General features: G+C 56.1%; 11 protein-coding genes. 8 read left to right on the top strand and 3 right to left on the bottom strand.

Annotation, left to right across the window (positions count from 1 at the left end):
• Positions 1-101: 101 nt before the first annotated feature.
• Positions 102-2,057 carry an acetate--CoA ligase gene (gene acs / locus HHI26_RS15100; RefSeq protein ID WP_171149303.1) on the bottom strand — a complete coding sequence of 652 codons (1,956 nt, stop codon included), beginning with the start codon at positions 2,055-2,057 and terminating at the stop codon, positions 102-104.
• 521 nt (positions 2,058-2,578) lie between these two features.
• Between acs and gltP the strand changes: the two genes are divergently transcribed.
• The 3 genes from gltP to HHI26_RS15085 all read left to right on the top strand — a co-directional run bounded on the left by gltP (position 2,579) and on the right by HHI26_RS15085 (position 6,656).
• A complete protein-coding gene (gene gltP / locus HHI26_RS15095) occupies positions 2,579-3,880 on the top strand; it encodes a glutamate/aspartate:proton symporter GltP (RefSeq protein ID WP_133842632.1) in 1,302 nt (433 codons plus the stop codon).
• Positions 3,881-4,259: 379 nt separating this feature from the next.
• A complete protein-coding gene (locus tag HHI26_RS15090; RefSeq protein ID WP_133842631.1) occupies positions 4,260-5,804 on the top strand; it encodes a PAS domain-containing methyl-accepting chemotaxis protein in 1,545 nt (514 codons plus the stop codon).
• Between the two features lie 87 nt (positions 5,805-5,891).
• Positions 5,892-6,656, top strand: coding sequence for a helix-turn-helix transcriptional regulator (locus HHI26_RS15085; protein ID WP_133842630.1), 765 nt, complete (start codon positions 5,892-5,894; stop codon positions 6,654-6,656).
• On the opposite strand, the gene leuA is transcribed toward HHI26_RS15085, so the two are convergent.
• Positions 6,638-8,305 carry a 2-isopropylmalate synthase gene (leuA, locus tag HHI26_RS15080; RefSeq protein WP_171149302.1) on the bottom strand — a complete coding sequence of 556 codons (1,668 nt, stop codon included), beginning with the start codon at positions 8,303-8,305 and terminating at the stop codon, positions 6,638-6,640. The two genes, HHI26_RS15085 and leuA, sit on opposite strands and share 19 nt — an antisense overlap.
• A 599-nt stretch (positions 8,306-8,904) precedes the next feature.
• Here leuA and HHI26_RS15075 point away from each other — a divergent pair.
• On the top strand, positions 8,905-10,545 hold the full coding sequence (locus tag HHI26_RS15075) for a dihydroxyacetone kinase subunit DhaK (protein ID WP_171149301.1): 1,641 nt from the start codon (positions 8,905-8,907) through the stop codon (positions 10,543-10,545).
• A 41-nt stretch (positions 10,546-10,586) separates the two neighbouring features.
• On the opposite strand, the gene sbmA is transcribed toward HHI26_RS15075, so the two are convergent.
• On the bottom strand, positions 10,587-11,786 hold the full coding sequence (sbmA, locus tag HHI26_RS15070) for a peptide antibiotic transporter SbmA (RefSeq protein WP_171149300.1): 1,200 nt from the start codon (positions 11,784-11,786) through the stop codon (positions 10,587-10,589).
• Between the two features lie 455 nt (positions 11,787-12,241).
• On the opposite strand from sbmA, the gene HHI26_RS15065 reads away from it, so the two are divergent.
• The 4 genes from HHI26_RS15065 (at position 12,242) to HHI26_RS15050 (ending at position 19,489) form a co-directional block, all read left to right on the top strand.
• A complete protein-coding gene (locus tag HHI26_RS15065) occupies positions 12,242-15,088 on the top strand; it encodes a bifunctional diguanylate cyclase/phosphodiesterase (RefSeq protein WP_171149299.1) in 2,847 nt (948 codons plus the stop codon).
• 549 nt (positions 15,089-15,637) lie between these two features.
• Entirely contained in the window at positions 15,638-16,375 is a 738-nt protein-coding gene (locus tag HHI26_RS15060) for a gluconate 2-dehydrogenase subunit 3 family protein (RefSeq protein WP_133842625.1), read from the top strand.
• Between the two features lie 2 nt (positions 16,376-16,377).
• A complete protein-coding gene (locus HHI26_RS15055; protein ID WP_133842624.1) occupies positions 16,378-18,162 on the top strand; it encodes a GMC family oxidoreductase in 1,785 nt (594 codons plus the stop codon).
• A gap of 10 nt (positions 18,163-18,172) precedes the next feature.
• Positions 18,173-19,489 carry a cytochrome c gene (locus tag HHI26_RS15050; protein WP_159336763.1) on the top strand — a complete coding sequence of 439 codons (1,317 nt, stop codon included), beginning with the start codon at positions 18,173-18,175 and terminating at the stop codon, positions 19,487-19,489.
• The last annotated feature ends 51 nt before the right edge of the window (positions 19,490-19,540 follow it).

Genomic DNA, 19,540 nt, shown 5'->3' with positions numbered 1-19,540 from the left:
ATCCTGGTACGGACAATATTAAGACGTGAAGCAATCAGATCTGCTCTGCGGCAGGTTTATGATGTCAATATGAAAAGCAGGGGCACGGTGGCCCCTGTGGGTTATGGCATTTTAATGGACTGTTTCTCTTCGAGTAATTTCTCCACTACGCCAGGATCGGCCAGAGTAGAGGTATCACCGAGATTACTGGTATCACCGGCAGCAATTTTGCGCAGGATACGACGCATTATTTTACCGGAACGGGTTTTCGGTAATGAATCTGTCCAGTGCAATACATCCGGGGTGGCAATCGGGCCAATCTCTTTACGTACCCAATTGCGCACTTCGGTATACAGCTCGGGTGAAGGTTCTTCGCCATGATTCAGAGTGATATAGGCATAAATTGCCTGACCTTTCAGACCATGCGGAATACCTACCACCGCCGCTTCGGCGATTAAGGGATGAGACACCAGTGCAGATTCGATTTCTGCCGTCCCCAGTCGATGGCCGGAGACGTTCAGCACGTCATCCACGCGCCCGGTGATCCAGTAATAGCCATCCTCATCACGACGTGCGCCGTCACCGCTAAAATACTGATTTTTAAAGGTGGAAAAATAGGTCTGCTCGAAGCGTTCGTGATCGCCATACAGCGTACGCGCCTGGCCCGGCCAGGAGTCGACGATCACCAGGTTGCCTTCAGTGGCCCCCTCCAGCGCATTGCCTTCGTTATCCACCAGTGCAGGCTGCACGCCAAAGAACGGGTTGGAGGCCGACCCCGGTTTCAGTGCAGTCGCGCCCGGCAGCGGGGTGATCATAAAACCGCCGGTTTCCGTCTGCCACCAGGTATCCACGATCGGGCAGCGGCCATTGCCGATTTTTTTGTGGAACCACTCCCAGGCTTCCGGGTTGATCGGCTCACCAACGGACCCGAGGATGCGCAGGCTCGAACGATCGGTCCCTTCAATCGCTTTATCCCCTTCGGCCATCAACGCACGCACGGCGGTGGGTGCGGTATACAGGATCGTCACCTTATGCTTGTCGACCACTTCCGCCATACGGCTCGGTTTTGGCCAGTTGGGCACGCCTTCAAACATCAGCGTGGTGGCACCACAGGCCAGTGGGCCATATAGCAGGTAGCTGTGGCCGGTTACCCAGCCGACATCGGCGGTACACCAGTAGATATCATCCGCCTGGTAATCAAATACATACTTAAAGGTGGTAGCGGCATACACCAGGTAACCGCCTGTGGTGTGCAGCACGCCTTTCGGTTTCCCGGTTGAACCGGAGGTATAAAGGATAAACAGCGGGTCTTCTGCACCCACCTCTTCCGGTTGGTGATGGGTGCTGGCGTTGTTCGCCAGCTCGTGCCACCACAGGTCACGATCGCTGTTCCAGCCAACCTCTTTACCGGTACGACGAAACACCACCACGTTCCCCACGCTGGTGACGTTGGGATTGTTCAGCGCATCATCCACGTTTTTCTTCAGTGGGATAGTTCGCCCGGCACGTACGCCCTCATCGGCGGTGATCACCAGCCGGGCGTTACAGTCGATAATGCGTCCGGCGACCGCTTCTGGCGAGAATCCGCCGAAGATCACCGAATGCACAGCGCCAATACGTGCGCAGGCCAGCATGGCAACGGCGGCTTCCGGCACCATCGGCATATAGATAGCCACGACATCGCCTTTGTTGATGCCCAGCGCTTTTAAGGTGTTAGCAAAGCGGCAGACGTCCTGGTGCAGCTCGCGATAGGTGATCGTCTTGCTTTCACTGCTGTCATCGCCTTCCCAGATGATTGCCGGATGGTCGCCACGCGTTTGCAGATGGCGGTCAAGGCAGTTGGCCGCCAGGTTTAGCGTGCCGTCCTCAAACCAGCGGATAGAGACATTGCCGGGAGCAAAGGAGGTGTTCTTCACCAACGTGTAAGGCTTAATCCAGTCGAGGATTTTGCCTTGTTCACCCCAAAACGCATCGGGGTCCTGTACCGACTGCTGATACATTGACGCGTACTGCTGAGCATTGATCTGGGTATTTTCCGCAATGTTCGCGGGAACCGGGTAGGTATGTGATTGGCTCATAGCTGGCCTCCTTGAAGATTGTTAATAATATGTCAATCAAAGGTTAAGTGAAGACGCTGGTTTGGCTTTGTTTTCTTTTTGCGCGGCAGATCACGTCATAACAGAATGTGATGGAATCGGGGGAACTGCCTGCTCTAAAGATATTCATTTACCGTCAGAACCGCTGAGATGCGCACGACATGTCGTGCAAAAAAAGCGCATATAGACCATTTTGTTTCTGCGGGGAATGGCGGGGTTATGCATAGCTATGCTGTTTTTATTCTGAATATTTCTAGTTATTACAAAGACTTATTTCTTCATGTTAACGGTAGCGCTTTATCCTGTTAATAGATAGTAAAGTAGCCACATCTCTCGCAGGGTTGCATTTAGTCCGTTGAAAATGGTACTGATTACGCGCCTGTCAATCAGGTTTCAACTATCCACTACCTGCGAATTGCCCGATCCCGGTCAGCCTCCTTTGAGTGTTATTCACTCCGCATGCACCACGCGGAAAGCAGGTTTTGTTAAGGAAATGACGCGTTATGAAAGCCGTAAAGTTCAGCCTTGCCTGGCAAATATTGATTGCGCTGGTGCTGGGGATCGCCGCTGGGGCGATATTGCATAATCAGCCAGAAAATCGTGAATGGTTAGTCACCAACGTTCTCAGTCCTGCCGGTGATATCTTTATCCATCTGATCAAAATGATCGTTGTACCGATTGTGATTTCTACACTGATTGTCGGCATTGCCGGTGTCGGTGATGCTAAAAAACTCGGACGTATTGGTGTGAAAACCATCGTCTATTTCGAAGTGATTACCACCATTGCCATTGTGACAGGAATTACTCTGGCGAACGTGTTTCAACCCGGCTCCGGCATTGATATGTCGACGCTGGCAACGGTGGACATCTCTAAGTATGAAGCCACAACGGCGCAGGTTCAGGGGCAGCCACACAGTCTGGTAACCACTATCCTGTCGCTGATCCCGCAGAATATTTTTGCGGCGATTGCGAAAGGCGACATGCTGCCCATTATCTTCTTCTCGGTGCTGTTCGGCCTGGGCCTCTCTTCGCTGCCGTCTGAACACCGTGACCCGCTGGTGAAAGTGTTCCGTTCGACCTCAGAAGCGATGTTCAAAGTCACCAATATGATCATGCGCTATGCGCCGATTGGGGTGTTTGCGCTGATCTCCGTCACCGTTGCAAACTTCGGTTTCGCTTCACTGTGGCCGCTGGCGAAGCTGGTGATACTGGTGTATGTGGCGATCCTGTTCTTCGCACTGGTGGTACTGGGTGCGGTGGCGCGCTTCTGTAAGCTGCGTATTACAACGTTAATACGCATCCTGAAAGATGAGCTGATCCTCTCTTACTCTACCGCCAGTTCGGAAACCGTGCTGCCGCGTATCATGGAGAAGATGGAAGCCTACGGTGCACCTAAGTCGATCACCAGCTTTGTGGTACCGACGGGCTACTCGTTTAATCTTGACGGCTCCACCCTCTATCAGAGCATTGCGGCAATCTTTATTGCCCAGCTGTACGGCATTGACCTCTCCCTGGGGCAGGAAATCGTGCTGGTGCTGACGCTGATGGTGACGTCGAAAGGTATTGCGGGCGTGCCGGGCGTGTCCTTTGTGGTGCTGTTGGCAACGCTAGGAAGCGTGGGTATTCCGCTGGAAGGGCTGGCGTTTATTGCCGGTGTTGACCGTATCCTCGATATGGCGCGTACGGCGCTGAACGTGGTGGGTAATGCGCTGGCGGTGCTGGTGATTGCCAAGTGGGAAGATCAGTTTGATGCCAAACAGGCCGTAGCCTATGAAGCGCAGCTAAAAACGCAGACTTCAGTCTGATAACTCCACGGGCTGGTGGCCCTGATCGCCAGCCCGAATAAGCTCTCCCTGCGCACTTCTTCCTTTATCGCTATCATTTTATCTGGGGTATCTGTGGGCATTCCCCTGCATCACCTATCCGCCTGGTAAAGATGCATTGGCAATATCATAAATTTTACCTGAAGAATAATGACTTACTAAAATCATGGTTTTTTGTTGTTTCCAGGCCGTGATTTTTTGTGGGTCAGCGTCCGTGCGTCGATGTTACAAGCTTTGTCGCCCGGATCACGAAATTTATAAAAACCCTGCTAAAGATCCCCTATTTCGCGCCGAAAATATAAAAAAACGTTACTAATTTTTCCTGGTCCAACTCCCGTTGATCCATTCAAGGATTTAACTCATGCGCAATAATTTGCCCGTTACACAGCAAGAATATGCGTTTGGCGATGATGCCACACTCATGTCGACCACCGATACCAACAGCCATATCACTTATGCCAACGATGCCTTTATGGAGGTGAGTGGTTTTACGCCGGAAGAGATTAACGGCCAGCCCCATAATATGGTGCGTCATCCGGATATGCCGCCGGAAGCCTTTGCCGATATGTGGGCGACGCTGAAAAAGGGGGAACCCTGGACCGCACTGGTGAAAAACCGCCGCAAAGATGGTGACCATTATTGGGTACGTGCCAATGCCATTCCGGTGGTACGTAACGGCAACGTACAGGGCTATATGTCGGTGCGCACCAAGCCGAGCCAGCAGGAGATCCGTGACACCGAGCGTTTGTACCAGGATTTCCGTACCGGACGGGCGAAAGGAAAGTGCTTCCATAAAGGGCTGATTGTTCGTACCGGTCTGATGGCCTGGCGATCCGTCTTTAAAACCCTGCCGCTGCGCTGGCGTATTCGCAGCGCGTTGCTGGCGCTGCTGCCGCTGGCGACGCTGGGCGTCTGGGCACTCGGGCTGAGTCATGCTGCGCTGGGTATTTTTGCTGCGGGCATGGCGGTGCTGTTGCTGCTGGCGTCAGCCTGGCTGGAGCAGCAGATTTCACGACCGATTGAACGCGTTTGCCAGCAGGCGCTGCGCGTGGCCACCGGGGCCGATCATAAAGTGGAGCAGATAGACCGGGTTGATGAGGTCGGCACCACACTGCGAGCCATAGGTCAGCTTGGGCTGATGTTCCGCTGGTTAGTGGATGATGTCAGCGGCCAGGCAATTAATGTGCTGAGCGCCAGTGACTCGATTGCGCAGGGTAACAGCGAACTGAGCCGCCGCACCGAACAGGCCGCCGCCAACGTCCAGCAAACCGCGGCCACCATGAATGAAATGACGGCCACGGTGAAGAGCAATACCGAAACTGCAGCCGAAGTGAAAAGCCTGTCGATCAGCACCAGCAGCGCCGCTGTACAGGGCGGTGAAGCGATGAATGATATGGTCAAGATGATGGCGGAGATCACCGACAGTTCGAAGAAAATTGCCAACATCACCAGCGTGATTGACGGCATTGCCTTCCAGACCAATATTCTGGCGCTGAATGCTGCGGTGGAAGCCGCTCGCGCCGGTGAGCAGGGTAAAGGTTTTGCCGTGGTCGCCGGGGAAGTGCGCAGCCTGGCCCAGCGCAGCGCCAAGGCCGCGAGTGAGATCAAAATGCTGGTGGAGAGCAGCGCTGACAAAGTGAAATCCGGCACGTTGCATGTCAATGAAGCGGGGAAAACGATGGAAAGTATTGTGTCTCAGGTGCAGAACGTAACGTCGTTGATCGCGCAGATCAGCGCGGCAACCGCCGAACAGTCCACGGCCATCGGCGAGATCAGCCTGGCGGTGGAAGATCTGGATAACATTACTCATCAGAATGCGGCAAAAGTGGAAGAGGGCGCACAGGCTTCCGGGCGTATGACGCGGCAGGCTACGCGTTTGGTCGAAGCTATCAGCGTGTTCCGTTAACCCATCAGGGAAAATCTGTAGGGGTCGGGCATGCCCGACCCGCTTAACATTTGTTATGCTGACTCTCCGTTAACCTGCGAGACTCCCATGTCAGCTACCGTCGATTTCTCCTTTGCCCACCGCCCGCTGATCCCCTATGCACACGACTATCAACATGGCGACGTTGAGCCATTGCATCATCACAACTGCGCGCAACTGGTACATACGCTGACGGGCGTGGTACGGATTGAGACGCCGCTCGGGCACTGGGTTGTACCGCCGGGGCGCGGTGTCTGGCTGCCTGCCGGGGTGAAACATGCGTTGCAGATGACCGGAGACGTTGCGGCACGCACGTTGTTTATCGACCCCCTGGCGCGCGCCGATCTGCCTGCCAGTTGCCAGGTGGTGCAGGTGTCGCCCCTGCTGCGCGAGTTGATTGTTAGCGCTCTCGACCTGCCTGAACATTATGCTCCCGCCAGCCGCGCTGAACGTATTTATGAACTGATCCTTGATGAAATTCGGGTGATGAGCGTGCTGCCTTTCAACCTGCCGGAACCGCAGAGTGCAGCCCTGGTCGGGCTTTGCCAGGCGCTGAGGGCGGCACCGGGCGAGCGCTGGACGCTGGAAAACAGCGCCCAACGCATTAATGTCAGCAGCCGTACGCTGGCGCGGCATTTTCATCAGGAGACGGGGTTGCAATTCAGCGACTGGGTGCGGCGCGCCCGCCTGATGGAAGCCCTGACGCGCCTGGCTCGGGGCGACTCGGTGCTGACGGTATCACTGGAGCTGGGTTATGAGAGCCAGAGCGCTTTCAGCGCCATGTTCCGCCGTATCCTCGGCGTTGCTCCCAGCGACTACTTCCCGCCCAGTTGATCCTGCGCCACGGCATTCAGCAGCGCCTGCAACGAGGCTCGCGATACATCGCTGTCAATGCCCACGCCCCAGGCGCTGCGGTTGCCAGGGAAGATGCAGCGCAGATAGGTGACGGAGCGGCTGTCACTGCGCTGGCCGAGCGTATGTTCATGATAATCCTGAATGGTAAAGGAGACATCCAGCGCCTGGCGCAACGCATCGGCTGCCGCAGACAGCAGGCCGTTCCCCCGCCCGCTGATGCTGTAATGTTTGTCGCCCTGCTGAATGCCCGCGTCGAAACGCAACTGCCCCTGGCTGTCGCTTTCGCTGCGGTACTCACCCAGCTGTAAATGTGTCGCTTCCAGACCGTATACCCGGCGAAACAGCTGCCAGATGGCGGCCTGAGTCATTTCACGGCTTTCCCGATCGGCAACCTGCTGCACCTGCTGACTGAAGTCCTGTTGCAGGGCGCGTGGCAGAGCCAGTCCATGATTCTGCTCGATCATCCATGCCGCCCCACTTTTCCCGGACTGACTGTTGACGCGGATCACCGCTTCGTAACTACAGCCAATATCCGCCGGGTCGAGTGGCAGGTAAGGCACTTCCCAGCGCTCCTGCTGCTGACGGGCTGCAAAGCCCTTTTTAATCGCATCCTGATGGGAGCCTGAAAAGGCCGTAAACACCAGTTCCCCGGCGTAGGGATGGCGCGGATGCACCGGCAGTTGGTTGCACTGCTCCACCACATCGACCACCTGTTTCATCTGGCTGAAGTCGAGCTGCGGATGAATGCCCTGGGTATAGAAGTTCAGTGCCATCGTCACCAGATCCACATTCCCCGTGCGTTCGCCGTTACCAAACAGGCAGCCTTCAACCCGATCGGCCCCGGCCAGCAGTGCCAGCTCTGCGGCGGCAATCCCGGTGCCGCGATCGTTATGCGGATGCACGCTGATACACACCTGCGGGCGCTGAGAAAAGTGACGGCAGAAGTATTCGATCTGGTCGGCATACACGTTAGGTGTGCTGACCTCCACCGTGGCAGGCAAGTTGATGATCATCGGCCGCTGTGCACAGGGCTGCCAGACGGCGGCCACCGCTTCACAGATTTCCAGTGCAAAATCGGCCTCGGTGAAGCAGAAGGTTTCCGGTGAGTATTCAAAGGTCCAGTGCGTCTGCGTCTGCTCCTCACAGCGTTGTCGGATCAGACGTGTGGCGTTCACGGCCAGTTCGATAATCTGCTCACGGCTCTGGCGAAACACCAGGCGGCGAAACACCGGTGCGGTGGCATTGTACAAATGCACGCAGGCCTGCTTTGCCCCTTCCAGAGAGACAAACGTGCGATCGATCAGATCGGCTCTTGCCTGGGTCAGAACCTGGATCGTCACATCATCCGGGATCATCCGCTCTTCGATCAGTTCACGAACGAAATTGAAGTCGGTCTGTGACGCTGAAGGAAACGCCACTTCGATCTCTTTGAAACCACACTGTATCAGCAACTGCCAGAACGCTTTTTTACGTGCGCCATCCATTGGCTCGGCCAGTGACTGATTGCCATCACGCAGGTCGGTAGAGAGCCAGCGCGGGGCGGCGGTCAGCGTGCGGGCAGGCCACCGGCGATCGGTCAGGGTGACGGGAGGAAAGGCGTGATATTTGTCGGCAGGTTGGTGCAGCATAGTCAGGCTCCTTGTTGGGTGAGTGACTATTCTGCGGTGAAAATGCGCTGGCTGGCTGGCGCAAAACTGACAACAGCGGATGAAAAAGTGACAATCAACGATGAAAAAAAAGGAGCAGGGGATTAAGCCTGCTCCTTTTGACGCCCTGGTGTTGGCGTGACTGCTGAGATGTGATGCGGGCAGTGATTTGCCTGTAATTGTGTTTGATGGCCTGCCGCGCGGCACCTCATTGGATTTTTATATCATTGGCTAAACGGCGTATTGTTATGTTGTGGTTAGCCGAGGACAGTTATATACGCAATGTCTGTGGAATGCATTACATTTAATAGCAAAGTGTGATTGATACTGAAGTTTCATTGTCATATCACCTTTGTGTTAAATATGTATTAAAATATTAACAGGGAATTAAAGGTGAGTGTTATCAATTAATTGTGTGCTTATTTTTAATGGCATCTTTATATGGTGAAACGTTGTATGTGAACCTGGTTTTAATCTTTGGCGGGAACAGGTAAATATCCCCGGGCTATCTCTCTTAACGTAGGGTATTGTTTATTAGTTGAAAGGGTAATTAATATTCTTCATTTAACAAGGAGTGCGCAATGAGTCAGTTTTTCATGAATCAGAAACAGCAGGTGGTGAACGACGCGATTGAAGGGGTACTGCTCAGTACTCCCCATCATAATCTTGGCCGCCTGGCGCTGGGCTCCCAGATGCGTGTGGTCGTGCGCAATGACTGGGACAAGTCACGCGTTGCGCTGATCTCCGGTGGCGGTTCGGGTCATGAACCTGCTCATATTGGCTTTGTGGGTAAAGGGATGCTGACGGCAGCGGTGTGCGGCGATATCTTCGCTTCCCCCAGCGTCGATGCCGTTCTGCACGCCATTATCAATGTGACCGGGGAGGCGGGCTGTCTGCTGATCGTCAAAAACTACACTGGCGATCGTCTTAACTTCGGGCTGGCGGCAGAAAAGGCCCGTGGCATGGGCTACCAGGTGGAAATGGTGATGGTGCGCGACGACATTGCGCTGCCGGATAACCCGCAGCCGCGCGGTATCGCCGGGACCGCGCTGGTGCATAAAGTGGCGGGCTATGCCGCCGAACAGGGCCAGTCGCTGACGGAGGTGGCCGCGCTGGCGCAGCAGGCCTGTGACGCTACTGCCTCCATCGGGCTGGCTTTCACCACCTGCCATGTGCCGGGCGAAGCGCGTGACGATCACCGCGTACCGGAAGGGTGCAGCGAACTGGGGATGGGGATCCACGGCGAACCGGGGGCCTCAACGTTAAAAACACAGAACAGCCGCGAGATCGTCGCTGAACTGGTGCAACAGCTGACGGCGAAAAAGACTGATCGACCGCTCGCCCTGCTGGTGAACAATCTGGGCGGCTTCTCGGCGCTGGAAATGGCGGTGTTGGTGCGTGAGACGCTTCATTCGGCGCTGGGCAAGCAGGTTAAGCTGCTGGTTGGCCCCGCCACGCTGGTCAGTGCGTTGGATATGAAAGGCTTTTCACTCTCAGTGATGCAGCTTGATCCCTCGCTGGAAACCGCGCTGCTGGCACCGGTGGAAGTCAGCGGCTGGAGCCCGGCTATCGCGCCTGCAACGCTGGCGGAGATCCCGGCCAAACTGGCCGACTCGCTACAGTCGTTTATCCCTTCAGACAACCCGGCGACAGCGTCCATCGTCACGACGATTTGTCAGACACTGATCGGGCTGGAAAGTGAGCTGAATCAGCTGGATGCGAAGGTGGGTGACGGGGATACCGGGTCAACTTTTGCAGCCGGCGCGCGTAGCGTTCTGGAGGCGAGCGAAGCCGGGGAATTACCGCTGAATCAGCCAGAGGCGCTGCTGACGGTGGTGGGTGAGAAGCTGGCCACGGTGATGGGCGGCTCCAGTGGGGTGCTGATGTCGATCATGTTTACCGCCGCCGGACAGCAGCTCGCCCAGGGCGCATCGCTGGCACAGGCATTCACCGCCGGTCTGGAGCGTATGCAGCACTACGGCGGGGCGCAGGTCGGGGATCGCACGATGATTGATGCCTTACAGCCTGCCTTTGCTGCACTGCTTAACGGCGACGGTCTGACTGCAGCGGCCACGGCGGCTAAAAAGGGGGCCGACAGCACCAGCACCATGCGCAGCGCACGTGCCGGACGCTCCTCTTACCTCAACCAGGAGAGCCTGGACGGGGTGAAAGATCCGGGAGCCTGTGCGGTAGAAAAAGTGTTTGCCGCGCTGGCAGGCTAATCTTCGCGGGCTGACCTTCTTCTTCGGTCAGCCCGCCCTCCTTAATCCAGTGCGCGCTCGAAGCTGCGCAGACGCTTGTAGATCGACATCAGCTCCACCAAAGTAGTCCAGGCATTGATCAGATACTGGAACGCGTTGCGCACTTGATCGAACACATTGGTGATCTGCGTCAGCAGGCCAAGGGTGATCGCCCCAGTGATGATCGAGGGAAACAGCACAAAGATGCTGAATACCGCATCCAGTTGCAGATAAAAAATGCGGGCGATATTGAAGTAGAGATAGTGAAAGTAGAGTCGAAAATAGTTTTTACGTACGTGGCTGAACAGATCGCGTACCAGCGGAGGGCTGGCGCGCTGCGCGTCATCCTCACCGTACACCAGCTCTTTACGGTAAGCGGCTTCCACCCGCTGATTACGAAACGACAGCCCCGGCAGCTTAATCCCCACTACCGCCAGTAGCCCGGTGCCGAACAGTGACCAGACTACCGCAGCTATCACCAGCGCATAGGGAATCTGGCCCAGGATCGGCACGGTTTTCACATGCACTGACAGCGCCACCAGTACCGGTAAAAAGGCGATCAACGTCATCACCGCATCAATCAACCTGACGCCCATATCCTCCAGCGTGGACGCGAAACGCATGGTGTCTTCCTGCACGCGCTGGGCGGCCCCTTCTATATGGCGCAGGCGCGGCCAGTATTCCATGTAGTAACTGTTCATCGCGGTGCGCCAGCGGAACACGAAGTGGCTGATAAAAAACAAATTCAGCACATCAATCACCACGGCAATAAACGCGATACTGAGAAAGCCGTTTATCTGGGTATAAAACGCCGAGATCTGAATAGTGTTCGGGTGTGCCATGGCCTTTTGTATCAGGTCATAGAACGGCTCATACCAGCTGTTGATCGCCACGCCCACCTGCACGGAAAACCAGGTGACAAAGATAATCAGCGCACTGCCGAGGATGGACCAGCGCTGCCAGGGGTGGGGGCTGAAAATAAACCAGCCTCCGGCAAACAGCAGCGTGACCAGCAGGTAATAGCTGTAGAAACCCAGTTCGCCGGGGGAGATGAAACGCAGTGCGTTGTTGGGCAACGTGCCGGGGGGAATCCATGTCAAATGGATCATCAGGTGAGCGAACTTGCTGTCGGCATAGCCAAACCAGAACAAAACGGCCAGCAGGCTCCAGATCACTACGCTGCTGAAAAACAGCCCTGGCCTGGGGAAAAAGGATTTAAACATAGGCACTCCGCTGTCAATGTCTGGTGGTTATACCGCGATTGCCTGTGAGTAATCTCGTTACGGTTGTATCTATTAATGTCCGTGACGAAAATACTTTATTTCCTTTGGTTATTTATGCCGTTAATTGCCCCGTAATCTTTATTTTGTGGAAGAGAAACAACAAATTTACCTTTAAATTCACGTTATATAGCGTGGTCGCCTGAAAATTAATGCTGAATGTTTTTTAATCAAAGCCGATAACGATCAATGAACTGCTATCAATAGATTGAATTAGCTTGAATTGGCTGATGTTTTCGGTTTATACCCGTGTGGATTGAGCACACTGAAAGACAAGAATCCTGCTGCCTACGGGGGGCGGGGGCGGTATATTTTACGCCAGCGAACGGCGTATTGCAGCGCTGACAGTGTTTTCCTCAGAGGGGAAAATGACCATCAGCGCCCAGGCGAAAATAATAATGAATGAAAACTCAGATGTTATGTACCGACTGCTGGTACAAAGCGTGGTCGATTATGCGATCTATATGCTCACGCCTGATGGTACCGTCGCCAACTGGAATCCGGGGGCACAGCGTGCCAAAGGTTACCTGCCTGCCGAGATCGTCGGGAAGCACTTTAGCTGCTTTTACAGCTATGAAGATCGCCAAAAAGGCCTGCCGGAATTTGGGTTGCAGACTGCGCGTGAGAGTGGGCGCTTTGAGACGGAAGGCTGGCGCTATCGCAAAGATGGCAGCGCCTTCTGGGCTCATGTGGTCATTGATGCCATCCGCAGCGAGAGTGGCGAGTTAATCGGTTTCGCCAAAATCACCCACGATTGCACTGAACAGCAACGGCTGCTGAGCGAGCAGCGTGCACATGAACAACGTTTCCGCCTGCTGGTGGAAGGCGTCACCGACTACGCCATTTACATGCTGGATGCGGAAGGCCTGGTGGTGAACTGGAATGCCGGGGCCCGCCGTTCTAAAGGCTATACCGCTGAAGAGATCATCGGTAAGCACTTCTCCTGTTTCTACAGTTCGCAGGATCGGTTGAATAAATTGCCGGAACAGAATCTGAAAACGGCCTATCGCACCGGGCGTTTTGAAGAGCAGGGCTGGCGTTACCGTAAAGACGGTAGCGCGTTCTGGGCACACGTGGTTATTGATGCAGTACATGACGATGACGGTAAGCTGCTTGGCTACGCCAAAATTACCCGCGACTGTACCGAGCAGCGCCGTATGCAGCGCGAACAAACCGAACGTGAGCAGACATTCCGCGTGTTGGTGGAAGGGGTGAAAGATTACGCCATCTATATGCTGGACCCGCGTGGCATGGTGATGAACTGGAATACCGGTGCACGCCGTGCCAAAGGCTACACCTCGGAAGAAATCGTCGGTAAGCACTTCTCCTGCTTCTACAGCGCTCAGGATCGCCTGCTGCAACTGCCAGATACCAATTTGAAAATAGCCGCCACCAGCGGGCGTTTCGAAGATTATGGTTGGCGTTATCGCAAAGATGGCAGCGCCTTCTGGGCCCATGTGGTGATCGACGCGATCCGTAATGATGACGATCAGCTGATAGGCTTTGCCAAGATCACCCGCGACTGCACCGAAGTTCGTGAGTACGAACAGCAGATCCTGCGCTCGAAAGATCTGGCCGAGCAGAACAGTGAAAAAATGGCCTCACTGTCAAAATTTCTCGATACCATCATTGCTAACATCCCCTCCTGCGTCATCGTTGAAGATGTAGTTTCTCGCGAGATCCTGTTGATCAACAGCAAGGCAGAAAAACTGCTGGGCGGCACGCAGCGGGACTTTATCGGCAAACGTGCGCCGGACTGTATGACGGCAGAGATGGGGGAGTACTTTATGCAACTCTCTGATACCGCACAGCGTAAAGAGGGGATGCAGCGCAACGAGCGGCTGCTGACCACGCCGGGCGGTGACCGTATTATCAACGGCAGCGCATCGATCATTCGTGGTAACGATGAGCACCATAACTATGTGCTGCTGATCGCGGATGATGTAACCGATCAGCGCGCTGCGGATGCCCGTATTCACCATATGGCGCATCACGATAACCTCACCAGCCTGCCCAACCGCGTTCTGTTCAGCCAGCGCCTGACCGAGGCGCTGCGTGAAGACCGTGATGCGCGGCGCAAGACGGCAACGCTGGGGCTTGATCTGGATAATTTTAAAAACGTTAACGATGCGCTGGGTCATCAGGTGGGTGATGATCTGCTGCGTTCGGTGGCGGTGCGGCTGCGCGCAGTATTGCGCGAGCAGGACACGCTGGCACGCAGCGGTGGCGACGAGTTCTCGATTGTGTTGCCAGGGCTGACGCATCAGCAGGAAGCCGAAGTGGTCGCCAGCCGTCTGATTGATACCATTCGTCCGCCGTTCAGCGTGGATGGGCACAATCTCTCCGTCGGGCTGAGTGTGGGGATTGCGATTGCCGACAGCGGCATGACCACGCCGGATGAACTGCTGCGCTGTGCGGATATGGCGCTGTACGAAGCCAAGCGTAACGGCCGTAACCGCTTTGAGCACTTCACCGTGGCCATGAGTGATATGGCGCAGAAGCGCCGGGTGATTGAAAGCGACCTGCGTGAGGCCATCACCTGCCGCCAGCTCAGGCTCTATTACCAGCCGATCACGAACAACCTGCACCGCGAGATCATCGGCTATGAAGCGCTGATGCGCTGGCATCATCCGGAAAGAGGCATGATTATGCCGATGGACTTTATCCCGATTGCCGAAGAGACCGGGCTGATCCACAGCCTGGGAGCCTATGCCCTGTATGAGGCCTGCCGTGAGGCCGCCACCTGGCCGGGTGAGCAAAGCGTGGCGGTAAACCTGTCACCATTGCAGTTTAAAAACAGCGCGCTGGTCTCGGTAGTGGAAGCCGCGCTGAAGGACTCCGGTCTGGCACCGCATCGGCTGGAAGTGGAGATCACCGAATCCGTACTGCTGGATAACACCCTGGTGAATATCCATATCTTGCAGAAGCTGAAGGCCTTAGGCGTGCGTATCGCGCTGGATGACTTCGGCACCGGCTATTCATCGCTCAGCTATCTGCGATCGTTCCCGTTCGACAAAATCAAAATCGACAAGTCGTTTATTAACGATATGCATGACAGTCGTGAAGCACTGGCGATTATCCGTGCTATCACCGGCATGAGCCGCAGTTTGGATATTCAGATCACGGCGGAAGGTGTGGAAAGCAACGAGCAGTTTGAACGCCTGAAAGCAGAAGGTTGTACCCTGTTCCAGGGGTACTACTTTGGCCGACCACAGCCGTCGGAAAGCCGCCTGCAAGAGTTTTAACCTCCCCGGGTCGGGCATGCCCGACCCCTACATCATCCTGTTCACAACGTCATTCCCGCCCGGCATAACCCTGTCCACAACGACTTCCCCTGTAGGGGCGAGGCATGCCTCGCCCGGCATAACCCTGTCCACAACGTCATTCTCCGTAGGGGCGAGGCACGCCACGCCCGGCATAACCCTGTTCACAACGTCATTCTCCGTAGGGGCGAGGCACGCCACGCCCGGCATAACCCCGTTTACAACGTCATTCTCCGTAGGGGCGAGGCACGCCACGCCCGGCATAACCCTGTTCACAACGTCATTCTCCGTAGGGGCGAGGCATGCCTCGCCCTCTGCCTGCTACGTAATTTGTTAATGAAATTGTGCCTTTTTGTTTCTATCCCCTCACACCTTGTGCGTATTACTGTTAAAGTAGGGAGTGTTGTTACCGGTAACAATAACAGCCTAAACCGCCGGGACAGTAGAATACCCCTACACTACATGTGACTAAGAAATCATCCGACCCCCATTTTTACGATCGCCGATGCGAGCGTTTGAGAAGGCAATGTCATGTCAGAGCAAAAAACAGGCAGTACACGCAGGGATTTTCTGCTGAAAACCATTACCCTCGCCCCGGCGATGGCGATTGGCACCGCAGGGCTGGGGTCACTGGCCGCCGTCGCTCCTGCGGTGGCGAAAGAAGCCGCCGCCACCGGGCCACATAAAGCACGCGACTATCAGCCCACCTGGTTTACCCCGGAAGAGTACGCTTTCCTTCAGGCGGCGGCCGCACGACTGATCCCGGCAGATGAGCGTGGCCCCGGAGCGCTGGAAGCGGGTGTTCCCGAGTACATTGACCGCCAGATGAACACCCCGTACGCCACGGGCAGCAACTGGTATATGCAGGGACCGTTCCATCCGGATGCCGATAAAACGCTGGGCTATCAGCTGCCGCTGACGCCGCGTGAGATCTACCGTCTTGGCCTGGCCGACGCCGATGCGCTGGCGAAACAGCAGCACGGCAACGTGTTCGCGCAGTTGAGCGGCGAGCAGCAGGATGCGTTGTTACAGGCGCTGGAAGCGGGCAGCGTTGAACTGCCCCAGGTCCCGGCCAAAACCTTCTTCTCCTTCCTGTTACAAAACACCCGCGAAGGCTTCTTCAGCGACCCGATCCACGGCGGTAATCAGGGCCTGGTCGGCTGGCAGCTGATCAACTTCCCAGGCGCACGCGCCGACTTTATGGACTGGGTAGAACGCGGCGAGCGCTACACGCTGCCGCCGGTATCAATTCGCGGGGAAAGAGCATAACCATGGCAAACGAACAGAAAAAAGTGGATGCGGTGATCGTCGGTTTCGGCTGGGCCGGGGCGATTATGGCGAAAGAGCTGACTGAAGCCGGTCTGAATGTGGTGGCGCTGGAGCGCGGCCCGCATCGTGATACCTATCCTGATGGTGCCTATCCGCAGGTGATTGACGAACTGACCTATAACATCCGTAAAAAGCTGTTCCAGGATCTGTCAAAAAGCACCGTTACCATCCGTCATAATGCCGCGCAGACTGCCCAGCCGTACCGTCAGCTGGCGGCCTTTTTGCCCGGCACCGGCACCGGCGGCGCAGGTCTGCACTGGTCCGGCGTGCATTTCCGCGTCGACCCGATGGAACTGCGCATGCGTAGCCATTATGAGGAGCGTTACGGCAAAAACTTTATCCCGGATGGCATGACCATTCAGGACTTCGGCGTCACTTACGATGAGCTGGAACCGTTCTTCGATCAGGCCGAACGCGTGTTTGGCACGTCCGGTTCGGCGTGGAGTGTGAAGGGCAAAGTGGTTGGCCAGGGCGGCAAAGGTAACCCGTTTGCCCCGGACCGTTCTGCTGATTTCCCGCTGCCCGCGCAGAAGCGCACTTACTCCGCGCAGCTGTTCGCCCAGGCGGCAGAAAGCATTGGCTACCATCCTTACGATCTGCCCTCGGCCAATACCTCTGGCCCTTATACCAATACTTACGGTGCGCAGATGGGGCCGTGCAACTTCTGCGGCTATTGCAGCGGTTATGCCTGCTACATGTATTCCAAAGCCTCACCGAACGTGAATATCCTGCCTGCGCTGCGCCAGGAGCCGAAGTTTGAGCTGCGCAACAATGCCTATGTGTTGCGTGTGAATCTGACCGACGATAAGAAACATGCCACTGGGGTGACCTATGTGGATGGTCTGGGGCGTGAGAACGTTCAACCCGCGGATCTGGTGATCCTCTCCGCCTTCCAGTTCCATAACGTGCATCTGATGCTGCTGTCCGGCATCGGCAAGCCGTACGATCCGGTGACTAACGAAGGCACCGTCGGGCGCAACTTTGCCTACCAGAACATCTCCACCATTAAGGCGTTCTTCGATAAAGACGTCTTCACCAATAACTTTATCGGTGCCGGTGGCGCGGGGGTCGGCGTGGATGACTTCAATGCGGATAACTTTGACCATGCCAAATATGGCTTTGTCGGCGGTTCACCAATGTGGGTTAACCAGGCGGGCGTGAAGCCGATTTCTGGCCTGCCAACGCCTCCGGGCACGCCGAACTGGGGCAGCAAGTGGAAGGCGGCGGTGGCGGATCACTATACCCACCACGTGTCGATGGATGCCCACGGTGCACATCAGTCTTATCGCAATAACTACCTCGATCTTGATCCGAACTACAAGGATGTGCACGGCCAGCCGCTGCTGCGTATGACCTTTGACTGGCAGGACAACGACATCAAGATGTCACAGTTTATGCATGGCCGGATGCACAAGATTGCAGAAGCGATGAATCCTAAGCTGATCAGTGGCGCGCCGAAAGCGGCGGGAACCCACTTCGATACCACCGTGTATCAAACCACCCATATGAACGGTGGCGCGATCATGGGTGAAGATCCTAAAACCAGTGCCATTAACCGCTATCTCCAGAGCTGGGATGTCCCGAACGTGTTTGTTCCCGGTGCCTCGGCGTTCCCGCAGGGTCTGGGCTACAACCCGACGGGCATGGTGGCAGCGCTGACCTACTGGTCGGCGAAAGCGATTCGCGAACAGTACCTGAAAAACCCGGGTCCACTGGTGCAGGCATAAGGATAAGCAGATGAAAAAGTTACTTCTTATTGCCCTGTTGCCGGGCATGGTGGCGTTTAGCGCACTGGCAGACGACAACAACGATGCCCTGATTCAACGCGGTGATTACCTCGCCCGTGCCGGGGACTGCGTGGCCTGCCACACCAAAGCGGGCGGCGAGCCGTTCGCGGGTGGGCTGCCGATGGCAACGCCGATCGGCACGATTTACTCCACCAATATCACCCCGGATAAGCAGAGTGGGATTGGGGGTTACAGCTACGACGATTTCCAGAAAGCGGTACGTCATGGCGTGGCGAAAAACGGCGATACGCTGTACCCGGCGATGCCGTATCCCTCTTATGCGGTGGTCAGCGACGACGATATGCAGGCGCTGTACGCTTACTTTATGCACGGCGTAAAGCCGGTGGCACAGGCGAATCAGGAGAGCGACATTCCGTGGCCGCTGTCGATGCGCTGGCCGCTGGCGATCTGGCGTGGAATATTTGCCCCGGATGTGAAGGCGTTCCAGCCGATCAAAGGGCAGGATGCGGTGCTGGCGCGCGGCCAGTATCTGGTGGAAGGGCTGGGCCACTGTGGTGCCTGCCACACGCCGCGTAGTATTACCATGCAGGAAAAAGCGCTGAACAATGATGAGGGCAGCGACTTCCTTTCCGGCAGCAATGCACCGATTGACGGCTGGACGGCGAGCAATCTCAGAGGTGACGGGCGTGATGGCCTGGGCCGCTGGAGCGAAGATGATCTGGTGCAGTTCCTGCGTATGGGGCGCAACGATCATACGGCGGTGTTCGGCGGCATGACCGATGTCGTGCAGCACAGCCTGCAACACCTGACGCCAGAGGATGCGACGGCGATTGCTCGCTATCTGAAGTCGCTGGGCGCGAAAGATCCGAATCAGGTGGGCTTCACACCGGATGACACCGTTGCGAAAGCGCTGTGGAAGGGCGATGACAGCAAGACCGGGGCGTCGGTATATGTCGACAGCTGCGCGGCCTGTCATAAGACCGATGGCAGCGGCTATAAACGCTTCTTCCCGGAACTGCGCGGGAATCCGGTGGTGCTGGCAGAAGATCCCACGTCGCTGATCCATATCGTGCTGAGTGGCGCACAGCTGCCGGGTATGAAAGATGCACCGACCACCATCACCATGCCGGCGTTTGGCTGGCGTCTGAACGACCAGCAGGTCGCCGACGTGGTGAACTTTATCCGCACCAGTTGGGGCAATACCGCAACGTCTGTGGTGTCGGCCGGCGATGTGGCGAAGGTGCGTAAGGATGAGGCCGTGGTGCATCAGCAGGGGAGTGTTGATGTGGAGAAGTTGACGCCGTAACGGGCTAAGCGACACATCATGCTTTCGTGGGGCGAGGCACGCTTCGCCCGG

Origin of the sequence: Erwinia sp. JH02 (genome assembly GCF_013074405.1) — a bacterium.
Lineage (GTDB): Bacteria > Pseudomonadota > Gammaproteobacteria > Enterobacterales > Enterobacteriaceae > Erwinia > Erwinia rhapontici.
The sequence above is the reverse complement of the archived record's forward strand: the minus strand, read 5'-3'. Positions and strand labels throughout refer to the sequence as shown.